The 16,485-nt window shown below is 64.9% G+C and carries 17 protein-coding genes; 3 read left to right on the forward strand and 14 right to left on the reverse strand.

Going from position 1 to position 16,485, the window contains the following annotated elements; genetic code table 11:
- Positions 1-108: 108 nt before the first annotated feature.
- From AXW84_RS20185 to AXW84_RS20205, 5 genes are all read right to left on the reverse strand, one after another.
- Positions 109-2,376: a catalase gene (locus AXW84_RS20185; protein ID WP_082774012.1), complete on the reverse strand. Its 2,268-nt coding sequence runs from the start codon at positions 2,374-2,376 to the stop codon at positions 109-111.
- Between the two features lie 161 nt (positions 2,377-2,537).
- Positions 2,538-3,026 carry a hypothetical protein gene (locus tag AXW84_RS20190; RefSeq protein WP_068237582.1) on the reverse strand — a complete coding sequence of 163 codons (489 nt, stop codon included), beginning with the start codon at positions 3,024-3,026 and terminating at the stop codon, positions 2,538-2,540.
- 69 nt (positions 3,027-3,095) lie between these two features.
- Complete coding sequence (locus AXW84_RS20195; RefSeq protein ID WP_068237585.1) at positions 3,096-4,028, reverse strand: hypothetical protein; 933 nt, start codon at positions 4,026-4,028, stop codon at positions 3,096-3,098.
- Between the two features lie 149 nt (positions 4,029-4,177).
- The gene (locus AXW84_RS20200; RefSeq protein WP_068237588.1) at positions 4,178-5,635 is read right to left on the reverse strand and encodes a thiamine pyrophosphate-binding protein; all 1,458 of its coding nucleotides are present in this window, start codon (positions 5,633-5,635) and stop codon (positions 4,178-4,180) included.
- 252 nt (positions 5,636-5,887) lie between these two features.
- Positions 5,888-6,250, reverse strand: a complete 363-nt coding sequence (locus AXW84_RS20205) for an integrase core domain-containing protein (RefSeq protein WP_068237591.1) — start codon at positions 6,248-6,250, stop codon at positions 5,888-5,890.
- Between the two features lie 57 nt (positions 6,251-6,307).
- Here AXW84_RS20205 and AXW84_RS26610 point away from each other — a divergent pair, with 57 nt between their 5' ends.
- Together AXW84_RS26610 and AXW84_RS26615 are read left to right on the forward strand one after the other, a co-directional pair.
- Positions 6,308-6,778: a helix-turn-helix domain-containing protein gene (locus AXW84_RS26610; protein ID WP_071891018.1), complete on the forward strand. Its 471-nt coding sequence runs from the start codon at positions 6,308-6,310 to the stop codon at positions 6,776-6,778.
- Positions 6,775-7,473, forward strand: coding sequence for an IS630 family transposase (locus tag AXW84_RS26615; RefSeq protein WP_082773711.1), 699 nt, complete (start codon positions 6,775-6,777; stop codon positions 7,471-7,473). The genes AXW84_RS26610 and AXW84_RS26615 overlap by 4 nt, the downstream gene beginning before the upstream one ends.
- Here AXW84_RS26615 and AXW84_RS26620 read toward each other — a convergent pair.
- The 3 genes from AXW84_RS26620 to AXW84_RS20225 all read right to left on the reverse strand — a co-directional run bounded on the left by AXW84_RS26620 (position 7,470) and on the right by AXW84_RS20225 (position 9,230).
- Entirely contained in the window at positions 7,470-7,739 is a 270-nt protein-coding gene (locus AXW84_RS26620; protein WP_442905553.1) for an IS3 family transposase, read from the reverse strand. The genes AXW84_RS26615 and AXW84_RS26620 overlap by 4 nt on opposite strands.
- A 27-nt stretch (positions 7,740-7,766) precedes the next feature.
- The gene (locus AXW84_RS20220; RefSeq protein ID WP_068237594.1) at positions 7,767-8,057 is read right to left on the reverse strand and encodes a transposase; all 291 of its coding nucleotides are present in this window, start codon (positions 8,055-8,057) and stop codon (positions 7,767-7,769) included.
- A 315-nt stretch (positions 8,058-8,372) separates the two neighbouring features.
- Positions 8,373-9,230, reverse strand: a complete 858-nt coding sequence (locus AXW84_RS20225; protein WP_236943362.1) for an aldose 1-epimerase — start codon at positions 9,228-9,230, stop codon at positions 8,373-8,375.
- On the opposite strand from AXW84_RS20225, the gene AXW84_RS26060 reads away from it, so the two are divergent.
- Complete coding sequence (locus tag AXW84_RS26060; RefSeq protein ID WP_236943366.1) at positions 9,165-9,308, forward strand: hypothetical protein; 144 nt, start codon at positions 9,165-9,167, stop codon at positions 9,306-9,308. The genes AXW84_RS20225 and AXW84_RS26060 overlap by 66 nt on opposite strands.
- A gap of 314 nt (positions 9,309-9,622) precedes the next feature.
- Here AXW84_RS26060 and AXW84_RS20230 read toward each other — a convergent pair whose 3' ends face one another.
- From AXW84_RS20230 to AXW84_RS20255, 6 genes are all read right to left on the reverse strand, one after another.
- Entirely contained in the window at positions 9,623-10,129 is a 507-nt protein-coding gene (locus AXW84_RS20230) for a phosphoheptose isomerase (protein ID WP_068237600.1), read from the reverse strand.
- Positions 10,130-10,224: 95 nt separating this feature from the next.
- Entirely contained in the window at positions 10,225-10,524 is a 300-nt protein-coding gene (locus AXW84_RS20235; RefSeq protein WP_068237602.1) for a glycoside hydrolase family 30 beta sandwich domain-containing protein, read from the reverse strand.
- Between the two features lie 102 nt (positions 10,525-10,626).
- Complete coding sequence (locus AXW84_RS20240) at positions 10,627-13,965, reverse strand: tetratricopeptide repeat protein (RefSeq protein WP_068237605.1); 3,339 nt, start codon at positions 13,963-13,965, stop codon at positions 10,627-10,629.
- A gap of 13 nt (positions 13,966-13,978) precedes the next feature.
- On the reverse strand, positions 13,979-15,376 hold the full coding sequence (locus AXW84_RS20245; protein WP_068237607.1) for a sugar porter family MFS transporter: 1,398 nt from the start codon (positions 15,374-15,376) through the stop codon (positions 13,979-13,981).
- Positions 15,377-15,473: 97 nt separating this feature from the next.
- Positions 15,474-15,773 carry a hypothetical protein gene (locus AXW84_RS20250; RefSeq protein WP_204248392.1) on the reverse strand — a complete coding sequence of 100 codons (300 nt, stop codon included), beginning with the start codon at positions 15,771-15,773 and terminating at the stop codon, positions 15,474-15,476.
- Positions 15,749-16,396 (reverse strand): DUF4861 family protein, encoded by a 648-nt coding sequence (locus tag AXW84_RS20255; RefSeq protein ID WP_068237614.1) that lies wholly within the window; start codon positions 16,394-16,396, stop codon positions 15,749-15,751. The genes AXW84_RS20250 and AXW84_RS20255 overlap by 25 nt, the downstream gene beginning before the upstream one ends.
- Between the last annotated feature and the right edge of the window lie 89 nt (positions 16,397-16,485).

Here is a 16,485-nt window from a genome sequence, read left to right on the forward strand (position 1 = left end):
TTTTAGGGCTAAGGGCAAAATCGTGGGAATGGAAAAATGGGCCTCGCGCGCGGTCCCCTCGCCGCCCCTGGTTGCGGCGGCGAGGGGCGGCGGGGGGAGGCACGCACGCTAGGCCGACACGCGCTCCAGCACCGGCCGGCCCCAGTGCCGGGCCCCCACGGCGGCCACAAACTGCTGGATGGCGGCCCCTTGCTGGCCGCCGTCGCGCGCCGACACGACCCCGAGCTGGTTCAGGGCTGCGCCCTCGGGCAGGGCGGCGGTCAGCAGGCCCGTGGCGTCGCCCAAGGCGGCTAGGGCTTTTCCATACTTGTAGGTCTGGGCCACGAACACGCGGGCGTCGCCCATTGGCAGCAGCCCCGCCGCCCCGCCCGGCACGCACACCGCGTCGTAAGTGGCCGCGCTGCTGTTGGCGAAGGTTTTGGTCGCCATCAAACCCGCCTGGCCGCCGATGGCTCCCAGGTGCGGGCCCACCACGTCGCTGTTCGCGCCGGCCGCCTTCAGGGCCTGCTGCACGGCCTTGACTTGCGCGGCGTCGGTGCCGGCCCCGACCAGAATCGCCACTTTGCGGTTTTTGGCGCTGGTGGGCTGGCCTTCCATGCTCAGGGCCTTCGACTTTTGCACCCCGCCCGAGGCGCTGGTGGGCGAAGTAGCGTTGGCTAGCGCCTGCGTGCCGGCCACCGAGTCGGCGGTACCGCGGGCCGAGTCCGAGGGGCCCGGCGTGGTTTCGCCCAGCGCCGCCGCGACCTGCGTGCCCAGCACGTCGTTGATTTTGCGCAGGTGCCCCACCATGCGCTGGCGCACGGCCGCGGTTTCCACCTTGCTCAATTCAAACTGCAAGGCCTTGACGATGTGCTCCTTCTCGGGCGGGCTCATGCTGTTCCAGAACAGGGTGGCCTGCCCGTAGTAGTTGTCGAAGGTTCTGCTGCGCAGGCGCACCTTGGGCCCGCTCACCGGCTCGCGGTAGCTGGCGTAGCCGCGGGCGTTGGTCACTTCGTCGGGCGAGTGGCCGTCGAGCGAGGCCGGGGCGTAGGCCACCCGGCCCTTGGGGATGGCGAACTGCATCTTGGCGTCGCGCTGGTTGTTGACCACGGCCACCAGCGGGCGGTTGATGGGCAGCTGCGTGAAGTTGGGGCTGCCCAGGCGCGAGAGCTGCGTGTCGAGGTAGGAGAAGTTGCGCCCCTGCAAGAGCGGGTCGTCGCTGAAGTCGATGCCCGGCACCACGTTGGTCGTGTTGAAGGCCACCTGCTCGGTTTCGGCGAAGTAGTTGTCGGGGTTGCGGTTGAGCGTCATCTTGCCCACCCGCCGCACGGGCAGCAGCTCCTCGGGCCAGAGCTTGGTGGCATCCAGAATATCGAAGTCGTATTTGGTTTCGTCGCCCGCGGCAATGGTTTGCAGGCCCAGCTCCCACTCGAACACCCCACCCTGGTCCAAGGTGTCCCACAGGTCGCGGCGGTGAAAGTCAGCGTCCTTGCCCGCAATCTGCTGCGCTTCGTCCCAGACCAGGGAGTGTACGCCCAGCAGCGGCTTCCAGTGAAACTTGACGAAGGTGGCCTTGCCCTGCGCGTTCACCAGCCGGAAGGTATGCACCCCGAAGCCCTCCATCATGCCGAAGCTGCGCGGAATGCCGCGGTCCGACATCACCCACAGCACCGTGTGCAGCGTCTCGGGCGAGAGCGAAACGAAGTCGTAGAACGTGTCGTGGGCCGAGGCCGCCTGCGGAATCTCGCGGTGCGGCTCAGGCTTGACGGCGTGGATGAGGTCGGGAAACTTGATGGCGTCCTGGATGAAGAACACCGGGATGTTGTTGCCCACCAAATCCCAGTTGCCCTGCTGGGTGTACATTTTCACCGCGAAGCCGTGCACGTCGCGCGCCGTATCGGCCGAGCCGCGGAAGCCGGCCACGGTCGAAAAGCGCACAAACAGCGGCGTTTTAACCGCCGGGTCGTGCAGCACCTGGGCCATCGTGAGGTCTTCCAGTGATTTATACACCTGAAAGTAGCCGTGCGCCCCCGCGCCGCGGGCATGCACGATGCGCTCAGGGATGCGCTCCTGGTCGAAGTGCTGAATCTTCTCGCGCAGCACGAAATCTTCCAGCAGCACGGGGCCGCGCTCGCCGGCCTTGAGCGAGTTCTGGTCGGTGCTGATGGGCACGCCGACGTTGGTGGTCAGCGGGCCCGGGCCGGGCGCGGCGGCCGTCGCCAGGTCGGCGGCCTTGTCCTCAGCCCCGGTGGCGAGCAGGCCCGCTAGCCCCGGTCCGGCGGGGGCAGGAACGGGGCCGGGGCTGACCGCCAGGGCGTCGGTGCCGGTTAGCGCCAGCCCCGCCGTGCCGGCGAGCACGAAGCTGGTTTGCAGGAAATCTCTACGGGTCTGTTCCATTAGGCGAGGGGTAAGAGTTGGTTGAAAGGAAAGGAAGGTGTCAGGCCAGGCTGCCGCTAAGAGGCGGCGCCACGGGGGAGAAAACCCGCGTTTATTTTCGTAACAGAAATCTTATTAATCGACTGATAATCACACTAACAACGCCCAGCAAAGCGTGAAAATCAGGGAGCCTTCAAAGCGGCCGGCTGGCCGTCCGGGCGCTCGCGGGGCCCCGCCCGCAGCTCGGTGTGGCGGACGAGCCCGCCCAGGCTGCCGACGTAGGCCATCGCCCCGCTGGTGAGCAGGGCCGCGGCCAGCACCAGGGCGGGCCAGTAGCGGGCGCGCCGCGCCCAGGGCCAGGCCAGGCCCAGCAGGGCCAACAGGGCCGTGGCGTACATGACCAGCGCGGCCCGGTGCGCAGCCTGAATATGGTTATGAACCACGGCCTTATCCAGCAGGCCGAGTCGTTTCAGCTCATCCTGCGCGGCCTGGCCCGCCTGCACGGTCGCCACCGTGGCCACGGCCATGAGCAGCAGCAGCCAGTAGCTGAGCGTGACCACGGCCGGGAGGCGCCGCGCCAGGCCGTAGGCCAGCACGAGCAGCGCCAGCATGGGGCCCAGGATGGGCCAGTGGTTGAAGAGCAAGTGCCAGTGCGCGTCGGTGAAGCTCATGGGAACGGAAAAAAGAGGCGGGGGGTGGGCGAAAATGAACGGCAGCGGAAGCCGGGAAAGGGCGGCGCGTCAGGGCGCGACGGCGTTCAGCTCCTCGCCCAGCTTTTGCAAATCCTGCGCGACGAGTCGCACGTCGGTTTCAAGCAGGGTGAGCATCCGGGCGCGGGTCTGCAAATCGGCGACGCGGTAGTTGCCGCCCGCGCCGAAGTACAGGGCCTGCTGCTGCGCCTGCTGGGCGGGCGGGCCGCCGGCGAGCTGGTCGTACTGCGCCCAGCGCTGGCGCAGGCGGGCCAGCGGGGCCGGCAGGGCGGAGCTGGCGTGCCCGGCCCGCACCTCGTTGAGCACCGCCCAGAGGCCGGGCGGGTAGAGGGCCGGCCGCGGCGACCGGCTCCAGACCGGGGCCAGCAGGTTGCGCGGCACCGGATAAGGCAATTGCGGGCCCACCAGCAGGGCCCCTACCCCCAGCCCGGCGCTCAGCCCGGCCGTAATCACCGTCAGCACCAGGTTCGTTTCCTTGTTGGCCACAGTGGCGCTGATGGTGCCGCTGGCGGCCCCCATTACCAGCGAGGCCGTTGTAAAGTGGTTGGTGCGCTTGGTGGTCAGGGCTTGCAGGGCCACGGCCGACTGGTCGGCGCGCTGCCGCTCGCATTCCAGCTCTCCGGCCACGCGCAGGGCCTCAGCGGCGGCCCTCGCCACGGCCAGCCCCACGGTTTGGCGCTGCCGCACGAAGGCCAGGTACTCGGCGATGGTCGCCGGCCCCCGGCCCGTCGGGGGGCGTTGCGCCAGCTGGAGCAGCGCCGGCTCCAGGTCATAGGCGCGGGCCAGCTGCCAGCTGCGCGCCGAAAGGGGCGGCAGCGCGGTGGTGTCGGGCGGCGAGCGCGGGGTGGGCGCGGTGCCCGCCGCCACCAAGGTGTCGGTGGTGAAAACCTGCGGCGGGGCGCAGTAGCTGCGGGTGTTGTCGGGGTCGCGGGGGGCTGGATGCAGCGTTCGGCAGCCGGACATCAGTGAAACCGCCAAAGCCAGTAGCCAAACGGGACGCAAGCCTTGTAGGTAATTCATGGGAAGTGGCGGGCTAGTCGAACACTACTTTCTTTCTTAGCTGAACACGGCGCTCGGCCGGAATGCAGGAAACTTCCCTGGCCCACCGGGCCCTACAGGCCCGGCACCACGCTCAGCAGGCTGCGGTCTTTGGTCGCCACGGCCTCGTGATACTGGTCGCGGAACACGTTTTGACAATCTCGCTGGTGTCGCGCTCGCCCCATAGCGGGGCCTTGCCGAAGGCGATGGCCTGCTCGGTGGTGGACGTGGGGCGGCATGGGCGGCTCGTTGGGGCCCACGTGGCAGTCCACCACCACGGGGCCGTCGTGGGCCAACGCGGCGCGGATGACGCGGTCGGCGTCCTTGGTTTCGGTAAGCGTGAAGCCGGTGGCCCCGCAGGCCTGCGCGTACTGGGCAAAATCAATCGACTGCAAATCCACCCCAAACTCGGGCGTGCCGTCCATCGCAATCTGCTCCCACTTGATTTGCCCGAGGGCATTGTTGTGGAAGATGAACACCTTGATGGACAGTCGGTACTTGACGGCCGTGGCGAGCTCGCCCATCAGCATCGTGAAGCCGCCGTCGCCCGCCAGGGCCTCCACCTGCCGGCCAGGATAGGCCAGCGCGGCGGCCACGGCGTAGGGCAGGCCCGCGCCCATCGTGGCCCGCAGGCCCGAGGTCGAGAACAACATGTGCTCCTGCATCTGGATGTGGCGAGCGGCCCCGGTCGTGTTGTTGCCGCAGTCGCAGGTCACGCTGGCATCGGCGGCCAGCAGCGGGCTGAGCGTATGGGGCACCACCTGCGGCTTCGTGGGGATGGTGTCCTGGGTGCCGCGCTCGGCCAGCAGTGCCTTGACGACGGGCCCGCCCACCAGCTCGGCCAGCTGGAGCACTTCGGCGCGGGCCCCCAGGGCCCCGCGCCCGGCCAGAATCGCCACCCGCTGGCCCGCGTTAATCAGGTCGGCTGCCGCTTGCAGGGGCCCCGCCGGGGCGCTGCCGGCCGGGCTCATCGGCGTGGGGGCGCTGTAGCCGGCCATGTTGGACGGGTCGCGCGCCTTGTCGTCCAGCGTCCAGTCCTGGTAGCCTTTGGGAAAGGAAAGGTGCGCGACCGTTCGCTGGCCCAGCGCCGTGCGAATGGCCTCGTCGAGCACGTTTTCCACGTGGCTGGGGCCCATCACCCGCTCGTTGTAGGCAGCCACGTCGGTGAAGACGCGCACCAGGTCCACGTCCTGCTGGTAAAACGTGCCGCTCAAATCGTGGTAGGTGTGGCCCGTAATGGCCAGCACCGGCTGCCCGTCGTACTTGGCGTCGTAGAGCCCGTTGAGCAGGTGGGTGCCGCCGCAGCCCGAAGTGGCCAGGCACACGCCTAGCCTGCCGGTGAACTTGGCGTAGCCGCCGGCCATGAACGCGGTGGCTTCTTCGTGGCGCACCTGCACCAGTCGGATGTTGTCCTGCCGCGTGCGCAGGGCTTCGTACAGCCCATTGATGCCGTCGCCGGGCAGGCTGAAAACGGTGCCCACGCCCCAGGCCAGCAGGCGTTCAATCAGGAGGTCAACGCCGTTGTTTGCCATAGCTGATTTGGGGTTGGAGGTGGTAAACCGCTCGCGGCTAAGCGTAAGAAGGACCGACGGCGGCTAAGAATCCTGTTATACGCATCACGAAGTAAGTTGAGCGTCGAGAATATGAAATTTACGGGTCAGTAAGGACGCGAGGTCTGGTTCAAACTCAGGGAGCCGGTTGAAAAAGTCTAGTACGTCCGTGCGAAACTGGCCCTTTGTGCGGTAGAAGGTGGTTGGGGCGGTCTAGTAAAAACAGACAGTACGCTAAGATAAGCTTTGGTAATAATCGAGTTCAAATTGCTGGGGCGAGCGGTAACCCAGGGCGGAGTGTCGGCGGTCGAGGTTGAAGTAGGTATCGAGGTAATAGGCTGCTTCCAATCGGGCTTCTTCAAGGGAGGCGAATGGTTCTCGGCCAGGGAGTAATTCGGTTTTGAGGGTACTCCAGCCCGCTTCGGCCTGGGCGTTGTCATAGGGATTGCCAGGCCGGCTGAAGCTGGGCAGGGCCCCGGCGGCGTTAATGCGGGCGCGACAAGCCGCTGTGGTGTACTGGCTGCCGCGGTCAGCGTGGACGATGAGTCCCGGCGCGGGCTGGCGTAATGTCAAGGCTTGCTCCAAGGCCAGCAGCACTAGTGCTTAGTCAGGGGAGTTTTTCGAACAAAAAGAGAGGCAGGTCGTTGCCGTTGAATGGGAAGACCACTCACACCATTTATCCTGTCATCGGCTGATCGCCTGACTATTGAAAGCTTAACGCGCAAAGGCCGGCACGCCGGGCGCACAGTCCAACGCGGGCGGATGCTGTTGCGGCTGGCTGATGGGGTGAGCGGCTACCCTGTCGGGGCTGAGTTGGGTTGCTGCGTGCAGACGGTATATCAGGTGCGCCGCCGCTACGTCGAGCAGGGGCTGGCCACGGCGCTCGGCGAGGCCCCGCGCAGCGGCGGTCCGCGGCGCTTTGACGGGGCGGCCCGCGCCGCGCTCACGGCCCTGGCCTGCACCCCGGCTCCGATAGGGCACAGTCGCTGGACCCTGCGCCTGCTGGCCGACAAAGCCGTAGAATCGTGCCTGGTGGACACCATTTCGCACGAAACCGTGAGCCAGGTGCTCAAAAAAACGAGCTACAGCCCCACCGCCAGCAACACTGGTGCCTGGGCGAAATGAACGCCGCCTTCCTGGCCCGTATGGAAGACGTACTGGCCGTCTATGAGCGGGTCCACGACCCGCAGTTTCCGGTGGTCTGTTTCGATGAACGCCCTTGCGTGCTGCACGGCCAGCCCGTCGAACCGCTGCCGCCTGTGCCGGCCCAGCCCGCAGTGGGCGAGCGACCCGCCAAAGTCGGCCGTCCCCGGCGCGAAAGCAGCACGTATGTGCGTCAGGGTACGGCCTGCCTACTGGCGGCCTTCGAGCCGGGCACGGGGCAGCGCCTGGTCGAGGTGTCGGCCCGCCGCACCGGGGCCGACTATTGCCGCTTTATGCAAGCGCTGGACGCTGCTTACCCCCAGGCCCAGAAAATCGTGCTAGTCCAGGACAACCTCAACACCCACACCGATGCCGTCTTCTACCAGCATCTGCCCGCCGCCCAGGCCCGCGCCCTAGCCGCCCGCTTCGAGGTCCACTACACACCCAAAAATGCCTCCTGGCTTAACATGGTCGAACTCGAACTATCGGCCATTGCCCGCCAGTGCCTGCACCAGCGCATTCCCACCCAAGACGAACTGCGCGCGCACGTCGACGCCTGCGTGGCGGAGCGCAATGCCCGGCGAGCAACCGTCAACTGGCAATTTTCGCTTGACAAGGCCCGACAGAAACTCTCCCGCCATTATCAAAAGGTTTGTGCAAATAATTCCCCTGACTAGGCACTAGTTCGGTGCAGCCAGGTGCGCAGGGCGTAACGCCCCACCGCGTAGCCTTCGGCGCGTAATTCGGCCCGTAATCGGCGGGTGCCATACCGGCGGGCATGGCGCGTAAAGGCCGCCTGCGCCGCCGGCTGCCACGCCGCAACCGGGGGGACCGGGCGCTGACGCCACCGATTATAACCGGCGGAACTGACGGCCAACAGGCCGCAAACCACCCGCACGGGCCACGGTTCAACGCAGGTGTGGATAAACGCGTAGCGGCTCATGACCGAGGCGGTTGGGAGAGCCTGCGCTCATAGCAGGCAACTGGCCACGACTTTTTTCAAAATACCGCGCTCCGTTTCCACGCGCTTAAGTTTGGCGCGTAGCCGTTTGATTTCCTCCCGCTCGGCGCTGCTGGGCACGGCCTGTTCCAGCGCCTGGCGCTGCCACCGGCCCAGCAAGGCCGGCGAAATGCCATGGGCGCGGGCTACGTCCGTTTGCCGGGCACCGGCGGCCACTTGGCGCACACACTCGGCCTTAAAGGCAGGCGTGTATTTCTTGCGGGTGGTGGGCAACCCACCAGGATTCAGTTTTTCGTTCATGGGCAGCGAAAGTTAAGACTTCGCGCTGTCCGTTTCAGCTAGAACATCCCAATTCAAGCACTTGCTTAGTAAAGTGCGTAAGTCCTATTTATAATGCACTTTTTCTTTTGACTATCTACAGCCTTGACACGAGACCAAATTTAGCAGAGCCTATCTCCCAAAATTCGCAAATTACGCGTTTGATGCAAGGACCCTAGCCTCAAAAAGTAAGGCTTGCGCGGCTACCAGCGCACGGTCATGGGGGCCTTCGTTAAAAGGATGGGCGAACATATGCAATTAAGGCCGAAACTGTAAGGCAATACGTCTTAGCTGGATTCAGGGCACCAGCCGCAATCCCATTCGCCAATGGCTGGTTTCGCCTGGGACGAGGGTAATGAGGCCAACGCCGCTGTTAAAAGCGTCGGAAGGACAAGTATAGGGTTCCACGGCCACTGAGTGCTGGTCGGGGGGGACGTAAAGCTGCAGGTAGTTGTATTTGCCGGGCCCGGTTTCTTGCCAGACTTCTACGGTGAGTTGCCGGGCCGGGTCGTGTACCCAGGTGCGGTGAATACCTGCCTGTAAGGCTAGGGCGTGGCATTCGTGCAAATCCCCAGGGGGACCAATGGCCGTGAGAGCGGCGAAGCGGTTATGGGCGCGCTGCTGGCCGGTAGGCAAGTAATCTGCGCTCAATAATAGCTCCCCCTGACTTTCGAACTGGAGTTGCGTGTCGGTGGCGCCGGATTCGGTCAGGATGTAGGGGTGCCAGCCATCGCCCACCGGCATGGGCGTGGCACCAGTGTTCGTGGCGCGGGTAGTACAGCTCAACCCATCCGAATCCAACCGGTACGTAATGGCCAGCTCGAAAGGGAACGGATAACCGGGGGCCGAGCCGTCCGCATGGTGCGTTAAGGTGAGCAGGCCGTGCGAGGCGCTCGCCTGGCGGTCCGACACGGCGAACGGTTGGCCGTACACCAGGCCGTGCAGCGCGTGCGGCCGCGGCGTATCGTTGGCCACCAACTGTTGCCCCTGGCCGGGACCCCAGTCATACTGCGCGTTTCGGATGCGGCCGGGAAATGGAAAAAGCTTGGCCCCGTAGTACCCTTGCCGGCCCCAAGCTTCATACTCCTCATGGGTTGCCGGCGTTCGAAGCACGGCCTGGACCTGGCCTTCGTGGTGGAGCAGGAGCTCGTGCAGCGCGCCTCCTTGCGCGTGAATGCTCACCTGCTCACCCGTGGCCGGGTTGCGAATCTGGTGGAGGAGCAACGGCCCTAAAGCAGCTTGGGAGTGCGTGTACATGAAGTGGAAAAAGATAGCTGAAACGTTCCGTCCGCCCCGTTGCGCTTTGTCGGCATATAGTGGACTTGTTCCTGAGTTTCATACTCATTCACCTAGTGTTGACCAGAGAAAATGGTACTGGGCTCCAAACCCGAATCGATGGGAAATTTTTTCGATGCGTCGGTTGGTGTTAGCGAACAGTTGGCGGGCTTGCCGCATTTTCAACAAATGCTCGATGTAGCTTGCTTTCGTTCGTATAGCAGGTTGCCTTTTTAAGGCAGCACCGAGTGCGCAAGTCCTGATTCAGGTATTCAGCGGCCAAAGTCGTCTTGGATGCGCACAATGTCGTCCTCGTCCGAGGGGTGTTGAGGGTCGGTGTGTTGCCAGATTTCGGCCACTACGCCCCAATCATCGAGCCCTACCAGCCGGTGACGTTCTCCCTGCCGGAGCACAAGGCGCTCACCGGGCTGGTAGGTTTTCACCTCGCCCGGTTCGTCGGTGTTGCTGATGGCCACGCCCACGGGCCCCTGTACCACCTGCCAGATTTCGGCCCGGCGGTGATGGTATTGCCAGGACAGGCGCTGGTGCGGAGCTACTAGCAGGATTTTGGGGCTCAACTGGCCGGCAATGCGCAGCTTTTCAATGGCTAAGCCATCAAAGTAAGCATCGGTAAATTGCTGGGCTTGGTTTTCGGCGATAACAAAGAAGCCACCCCAGGGCCGGGTTGGGTCTTCCGTTTCAAGTACAAGCCCTTGGTGGCGAAGCTGCGCCCCGATTTGTAAGAAAAGGGCCTCCTTTTGCATGGTGGTTTTTGGCATGGCGATGTGATGGCTGCTGAACGGTGAACGGGCGGATAAATCGAAAAATGAGAGACAGGCGAAAACGACGAGAAAACAGCGGAGCCTTTCCAGGCCTACTGCACAATCGTCATAATGGAATGGGCTGCGGCGGTGGTTTTAGCAGCTTGGCCTACCAGCCAAAGCTGAAAATCCAGCGCTTTGTCGGTCTGATTCATCACCACCACCACCACCGAGCCGTCGGGGTTTCGGAAGGCTGTGGCTTGCAGCGCGTCGCGGTTGGCCGAGCTCACGATGCGCCGGGCACCGGGGCGGATGAACTTGGAAAAGTGGCCGATGTAGTAATAAGAATTGGTGTAGATGAGCTTCCCGGCTTTGGTATCGCCGATGAGGGGAGCGAAGCAGAAGTTGCCCACGTGGTTGGGACCGTCGATTTCGTCGAGAACAATTGCGGCCCAGCCTTCTTTTTCAGGACGACGAAAAACCGCCCGCCCGTTTCTTCAGCCGGGCAGCCCGCGTTACCCAAGGCCGTCGGCCAGGTGGTAATGAGTATGGGCACCGGTGTGCATGGCATCCTGGGTCAGCACGAAGCGGAAGGCCGCCTGGGCCTGGGCGAGCTGCCCCAGGCCCAGGTAGCCCAGCCCGGTCAGATAGCGGCAATGCAGGGCGTTGCGGCGATTAAGGTCGTCTTCGAAGATGAGCAAATCGGGTAGCGACACGGCGAAGTAATCAAGTTTTACCTCGTCGGCCGCGTGCTGCTGGCCGTAGTGCAGCAGCTTGTCGAAGATGGCCCGCGCCGGCTGCGGCTCGCCCAGCTTTTCCCAGGCCCGGCCCTGATAAAAAATCTGGTCGGGCTGCTGGTCGTTGTAAAACAGGGCAGCAGCCGGCTCGCTGCTGCCCACGGTGGCCTGCTGCCAGGCCTGGCGCGCCGCCTCGGCCTGGCCGAGGGCATCGTAGGCGCAGCCCAGCCAGTAACAAACCTCATTTTCAGGGGTAGCCGGCAGCTTGCCCTCGCCCAGGCTGTGCGGGTAGCCGGGGGCTAGGGCCTGGCGCAGCAGCCCGATGGCATCTTCGGGCCGGCCGTGCTGTAGGTCGGCTTTGGCCAGCTCTGTCAGGCAGCGGAGGTACTGCCCCGACACCTTGCCTTCGCCGCCTTCCCAGGGATGAAACTGCCGGGCCAGCAGCAGCTCAAAGGCGCGGGCAGGCTGGTCGAGCTGATTGTAGAGGGCCACGCGCTCCAGGTATAAATCGTCGCGCATCTCCACCAGCGGCCCGTGTTGTTCCAGCCGGGCCAATTGTTGCGCGGGCGGGGTGCTGAGTCGGCGGCCCAGCTGGACCAGTTCCATAAATACCCGCGCATCGGTTGGGTCCAGGGCGAAGGCCTTTTCGAAGCAGGCCAACGCCGTTTCCGGCTGGTGGCGCTGGTTGAAGTAGGCAATGCCCAGGTTGCGCAACACCGTTGGGAAGGCGGGGTCGCGGCTAGCAGCCAGCTCCCACTGGGCAATGGCTTCGTCGTACTGGCGCTTGTCGTACCAGAGGTTGCCCAGCAGGTAGGGCGCGCGGGCATCGGCTGGGTCGAGCGCGGCCGCCGCTTGCAGCGCCGCGATGTCTTCCAGCCGGTTGGGAAAGTAGGGTGCCGCCGGCAGCGCGGCCGCTTGCCGGGCGTATTCCCGCGCCTGGGCAGCGTCGCCGGCTTGTTGGCTCAGGTTGGCCAGGTGATAATACACCAGCGGGTCGATGGTGGGCAAAGCCAGTTGCAGGAGCGCCAGCGCGTCGGCTGGCCGGCCGAGCGCGGCGTAGTCCAAGGCGTATTCCAGGTAATTGCGGGCGTCCCCGCGCGCCAGCGTTCGCAGCTGCGCCAGGCTGTCGTCGGCCGCAGCCGCTTGGCCGGAGGCGCGGTGGGCCAGGGCCCGCTCGAACCACGCGCCGAGGTTGAAGCCGTCGCGCCGCAGCGCTTCGGTGCAGGCGTCGAGCGCCGCGCCGGGCTGCCCAAGCAGGCGCAGGGCCACGGCTTTCACTACGTGCGCCTGGCCGCTGCGGGCGTTGCGGTCCAGGGCCCAGTCGATGTGAGTCAGCGCCCGCGTGTAGTGGCTGCGGGCCACGTCCAGCCGCGCCACGGCCAGGTAGGCCGCGTCCTGCCAGGCCCCGGACCAGGTGGCCTTGAAAAAGGCGTCGTAAGCGGCATCCGGCTGGTTTTGGTAAAGCAGGCTCAACCCCAGGTTGTAGTACGGCTCGCCGTCGTAGGGATTGGGGTTGCGCTCGGTGAGGGTCGCCACGGCCCGGCGGAAGTACGGCTCGCTCCGGGCAAACTGGCCCCGTCGCAGCAGCCAGCCGCCCAGGGCGTTGTTGCTGCGCGCGTCCTGCGGGTCGCGCCGGAGGGCTTCCTCGTAGTAGGGTACCGGGCTGTAGGTGGCGTGGCGGTACTGCTCCAGGTGCTGGCCGGTGAGAAACAGCTGCTCAGTGGTGGCGATTTCCTGCGGCTCCAGCGCCGGGCGGGCCGGCTGCGGCAACTCGTTTTGTTGGTTCAGGGCCGGCTCGTAGCGAATCAGCTCCGCCCCGGCCGCGTCGCGCACCAGCAGCAGGAGCGCCGCTTCGGCCGTGCCGGCCGGCAGGGCCACGCGCTGCGCGTAGCCGGCTTCCGGGGCCAGGTCCCGGACGTCGTCCAGCACCAGCTGCCCATTCACGCGCAGCTGCACCTGGCAGCGGGGCTGCACCGACGTGGCAAACACCTGCACCACGGCTTCGCTGCCCACAACTTCCAGGTTCACCAGCAAGTCTTTCGTGGCGTTTTTGACCACCCCCAGGGCCTGGTAGGGCAAAAAATACTGCGTGAAGGTCTTCTCCTCGTAAGGCATCAGCCAGGTAAAATCGGGCTGGTTATCGGTGAACAGGCCGGTCATCAACTCGATGTAGGGGCCGTCATCGTCGGTGAGGTTGCGGTCCCAGGCGCGCCCAAAATCGGAATGCCCCCAGGTCCACTGCTTTTTGCCGGGCGATACGTGGTGGTCGGCCACGTGCAGCAGCCCCGCCTGGGTATCGTGCTCGTAGCCGCCCACGAAGTCGTACGCCGACCGGATGGCCATGTAAGACGTGGGCACCGGGATGTTGCGGTAGCGGGAAATGTCGGTGCCGGGCGCGTAGTCCACCTTGTAGTAGGTGCCCGTGGCGATGGGAAACGACGACACGTCGCGCTTGCCGTGGTCGAACACGGCGTTCACGTCCGGCGGAAACACCGACTGGTAATCGTCGTTGACCCGCACGGCCGGGTTGGCCCACCACAGAAAGGTCTGGGGGAGCGGGGTCCGGTTGTAGAGCTGCGCGTCGATTTGGAGGTAGGCCCGGTCGGGGTGCAGGGTGAACCCGGTCAGCCCCTTGGTGTGGAACATGCGCTCCACCTCGTTCACCCACACCGTTTTGCTGCCATCTTCGTGTTCTTCCAGGCGGAAATCGACGGGCTCAAACGTGCTCGGGCGGTGGTGCTGGGGCCAGTTAAATTCGATGCCCCCGGAAATCCAAGGGCCCGTCAGGCCCACGAGCGCGGGCTTGATGACCTGGTTGTAGTACACGAAATGCCGCTGCCGGAGCTTGTCGTAGGCCATTTGCACGCGGCCGCCCAGCTCCGGCAAAATCAGGATTTTCAGGTACCGGTTTTCCAAAAACAAGCCCACGTAGTCCCGGTCCTGCTTGTCGTCCAGAATCTTGTCGATGACCGGGTAGGGGTACACCGCGCCGCTGCTGCCCTGGTACACGCGCTTCTCGAAAAACATGGGGTTCTTGTCGGGCTCCCCGGTGCCGTAGGTGGGAATGGTTACCGTTTCCTGCCATACCCGCACGGCGGGCGCATCTGCTTCAGTCATGATTACGAGGAGGTTATCGGCCTTCGGGGCCGGGTTGAGTATAGCGCTGCTCTAGCTGCTCCAGGGTCTGGCCTTTGGTTTCCTTTACCCGGGCCCGGATGAACAGGAAGCCCAGCAGGCAGATGCCGGCGTACAGGTAGAAAGGCCCGTAAGTGCCAATGGCTTGCGCCAGAATGGGGAAGGTGAAGACCAGCACGAAGTAGGCGCCCCACAGCGACACGGTGGCCACGGAAGCGGCCACCCCGCGGATGTGGTTGGGGAAAATCTCGGAAATAAGCACCCACGTCACCGGGGCCAGCGACAGCCCATAGGTGCCGATGGCCAGCAGCACCACCACCGAAACCAGCCCCGGCGCGGCGTGGCGCTGCAACAGAAATGCCAGCACCAAGTACAGCACCGCCAGGCCCAGCGAGCCAAAGAGCAGCAACGGGCGCCGCCCCAGCCGGTCCACCAGCAGCATGGCCACCAGCGTAAAAGCCAGGTTCACCACGCCGATACCCACGGTTTCGAGCAGCTGCCGGTCGAGGGTGGCCCCGGCGGCGGCAAAAATGGTGGACGTATAATTGAACACCACGTTGATGCCGCACAGCTGCTGAAACACCGCCAGGGTGATGCCCACCACCATCGCCGGCCGCACGCTCCGGGCCAGCACCGCCCGGAAGGCCGGAGCCGGACCACCGGGCACCGCGGCGGTGATATCGCGCAGCGTCGCGTCCACGAAAGGCGCATTGCCTAGTTTGCCGAGCACGGCGCGGGCCTGCGCCACCTGGCCGGTGGTGGCCAGCCACCGCGGGCTTTCCGGCAGCCAGACCAGGCCCAGCAGGAAAAGTGCAGCCGGTACCGCGCCCAGCCCAAACATCAACCGCCACACGTCGGGGCCGTTGTCCGAGAGGGCATAGTTCACTACGTTGGTCACCAGAATGCCCAGCACGATGGTGAGCTGGTTGATAGCCACGTTGCGGCCCCGCACGGCGGCCGGCGATATTTCGGCGATGTACAGCGGGCTGAGCATGGAGGCCATGCCCACCCCGATGCCGGCTAGGAAGCGCATCACCACGAACACGCCCAGGGAAGGCGCGAACGCCATGCCCAGCGACGAGGCCGCGAAGATGCCCGCCGCCAGCATCAGCCCCGGCCGGCGGCCGTAGCGGTCGGCCAGCCGGCCGGCCACCAGGCACCCCGCGATGCACCCCAGGGCCAGCGAACCGGTGAGGAAGCCTTCCCACCAGGCATTCAGGCCGAACGCTACCCGTAAAAAAGGCAGGGCCCCGGAAATCACGGCAAAGTCAAACCCGAACAAATAGCCGCCCAGCGCCGAGATAAACGCAATGCCCACAATGTAGGCGGTGTTGTAAGCCGCGCCGGTCACGGCGGGCGGCGCAACGGGTGAAGAGTTGAAATTACTGGCCATTAAACAAAATGAAAAATCAGCGGCATTGCCTTGGCGCAGAGCTGAAGCGGTTTTGAAGCGGTTTAGAAAGTCAACAGGGCGTTCTAATTAAATGACATTAGCTTACCTCCGGTACCAGCCCAGGCGCGGGAAGGGGCTCGTTCTCCGGCGCGTGGCGGCCCCACCACGTTGCCAGCAGGGAGAAGGTGGTGTTCATGCTGGGGCCGTTGACGGCCGGGGCAAGGCCCAGGGTGGCAATCCGACCCATTTGGGCGGCGATGCCCAAGGCTAGGCCGCCGTTCTGCATGCCGACTTCGATGGCAATGGTGCGGCTGTTGAGCCGGGACAAGCCAAACAGGCGCCCGCCCCAGTAGCCCAGCAGCACGCCCACGGTCATGTGCAGGAACATGGCCGCCACCAGCGCCAGGGTTGCAGCATGTGCCAACTGCCGGTCACGCCCACCTGCTCCAGCACCGGTTCCAGCCGGATTTTGCCGTACACGTCCTTGCCGTTGCGCCGGTCAAAAAACGCCCGGAATTCCACTTTATCGTTCTCAATCCCCGGCCCTTCCAGCTGGTAAACCGGGTCGGCAATGTTCTGCGTGAACCCGCGCGGGCGCTCCAAGAAGGGTATTTCCGCCTCGGGCTGGCCCGTTTTGGTTTTGCGGCTGAAGCGCACGTTGGTCAGCTTTGCAAAGGCCGGCTGCTGGCCGGCCCGCACCCACGTCAGGCGTAGCGTATCGCGGGCGTTGGCGCCGAGCGATGCTTCGAGCAGCAACTCGTCCCACCGGCCGTCCGCGTCGGTGTCAACGAGTTGGGTGACGTACGTTTTGGCTCCTTTCTTCACCAGCGGAAAATAGCCGACCCCCACGCCTTGAAAGCGCGACCGGGCAATGCGGATAATTTCGCTGGCGCGGGCGGTTCGCTGCGGGTTGCGCAGCACAATCCGGCCCGGTACGGGCCCGGCCTGGGTCCGGCTCGCGGGGGCATTCATTGCAAGAAACAGCACCAGCAAGCCGCTGCTCAGGGGGAAGCCAGTCATATGGTTAGTCGTTCAAGCACTTGGGTAAATCACTGAGGATCTGATAAATCGAACGGAAGATTCTTCGCGTCGCGGTTTTCGGCGGCGGG

Source organism: Hymenobacter sp. PAMC 26628, from assembly GCF_001562275.1.
GTDB lineage: Bacteria > Bacteroidota > Bacteroidia > Cytophagales > Hymenobacteraceae > Hymenobacter.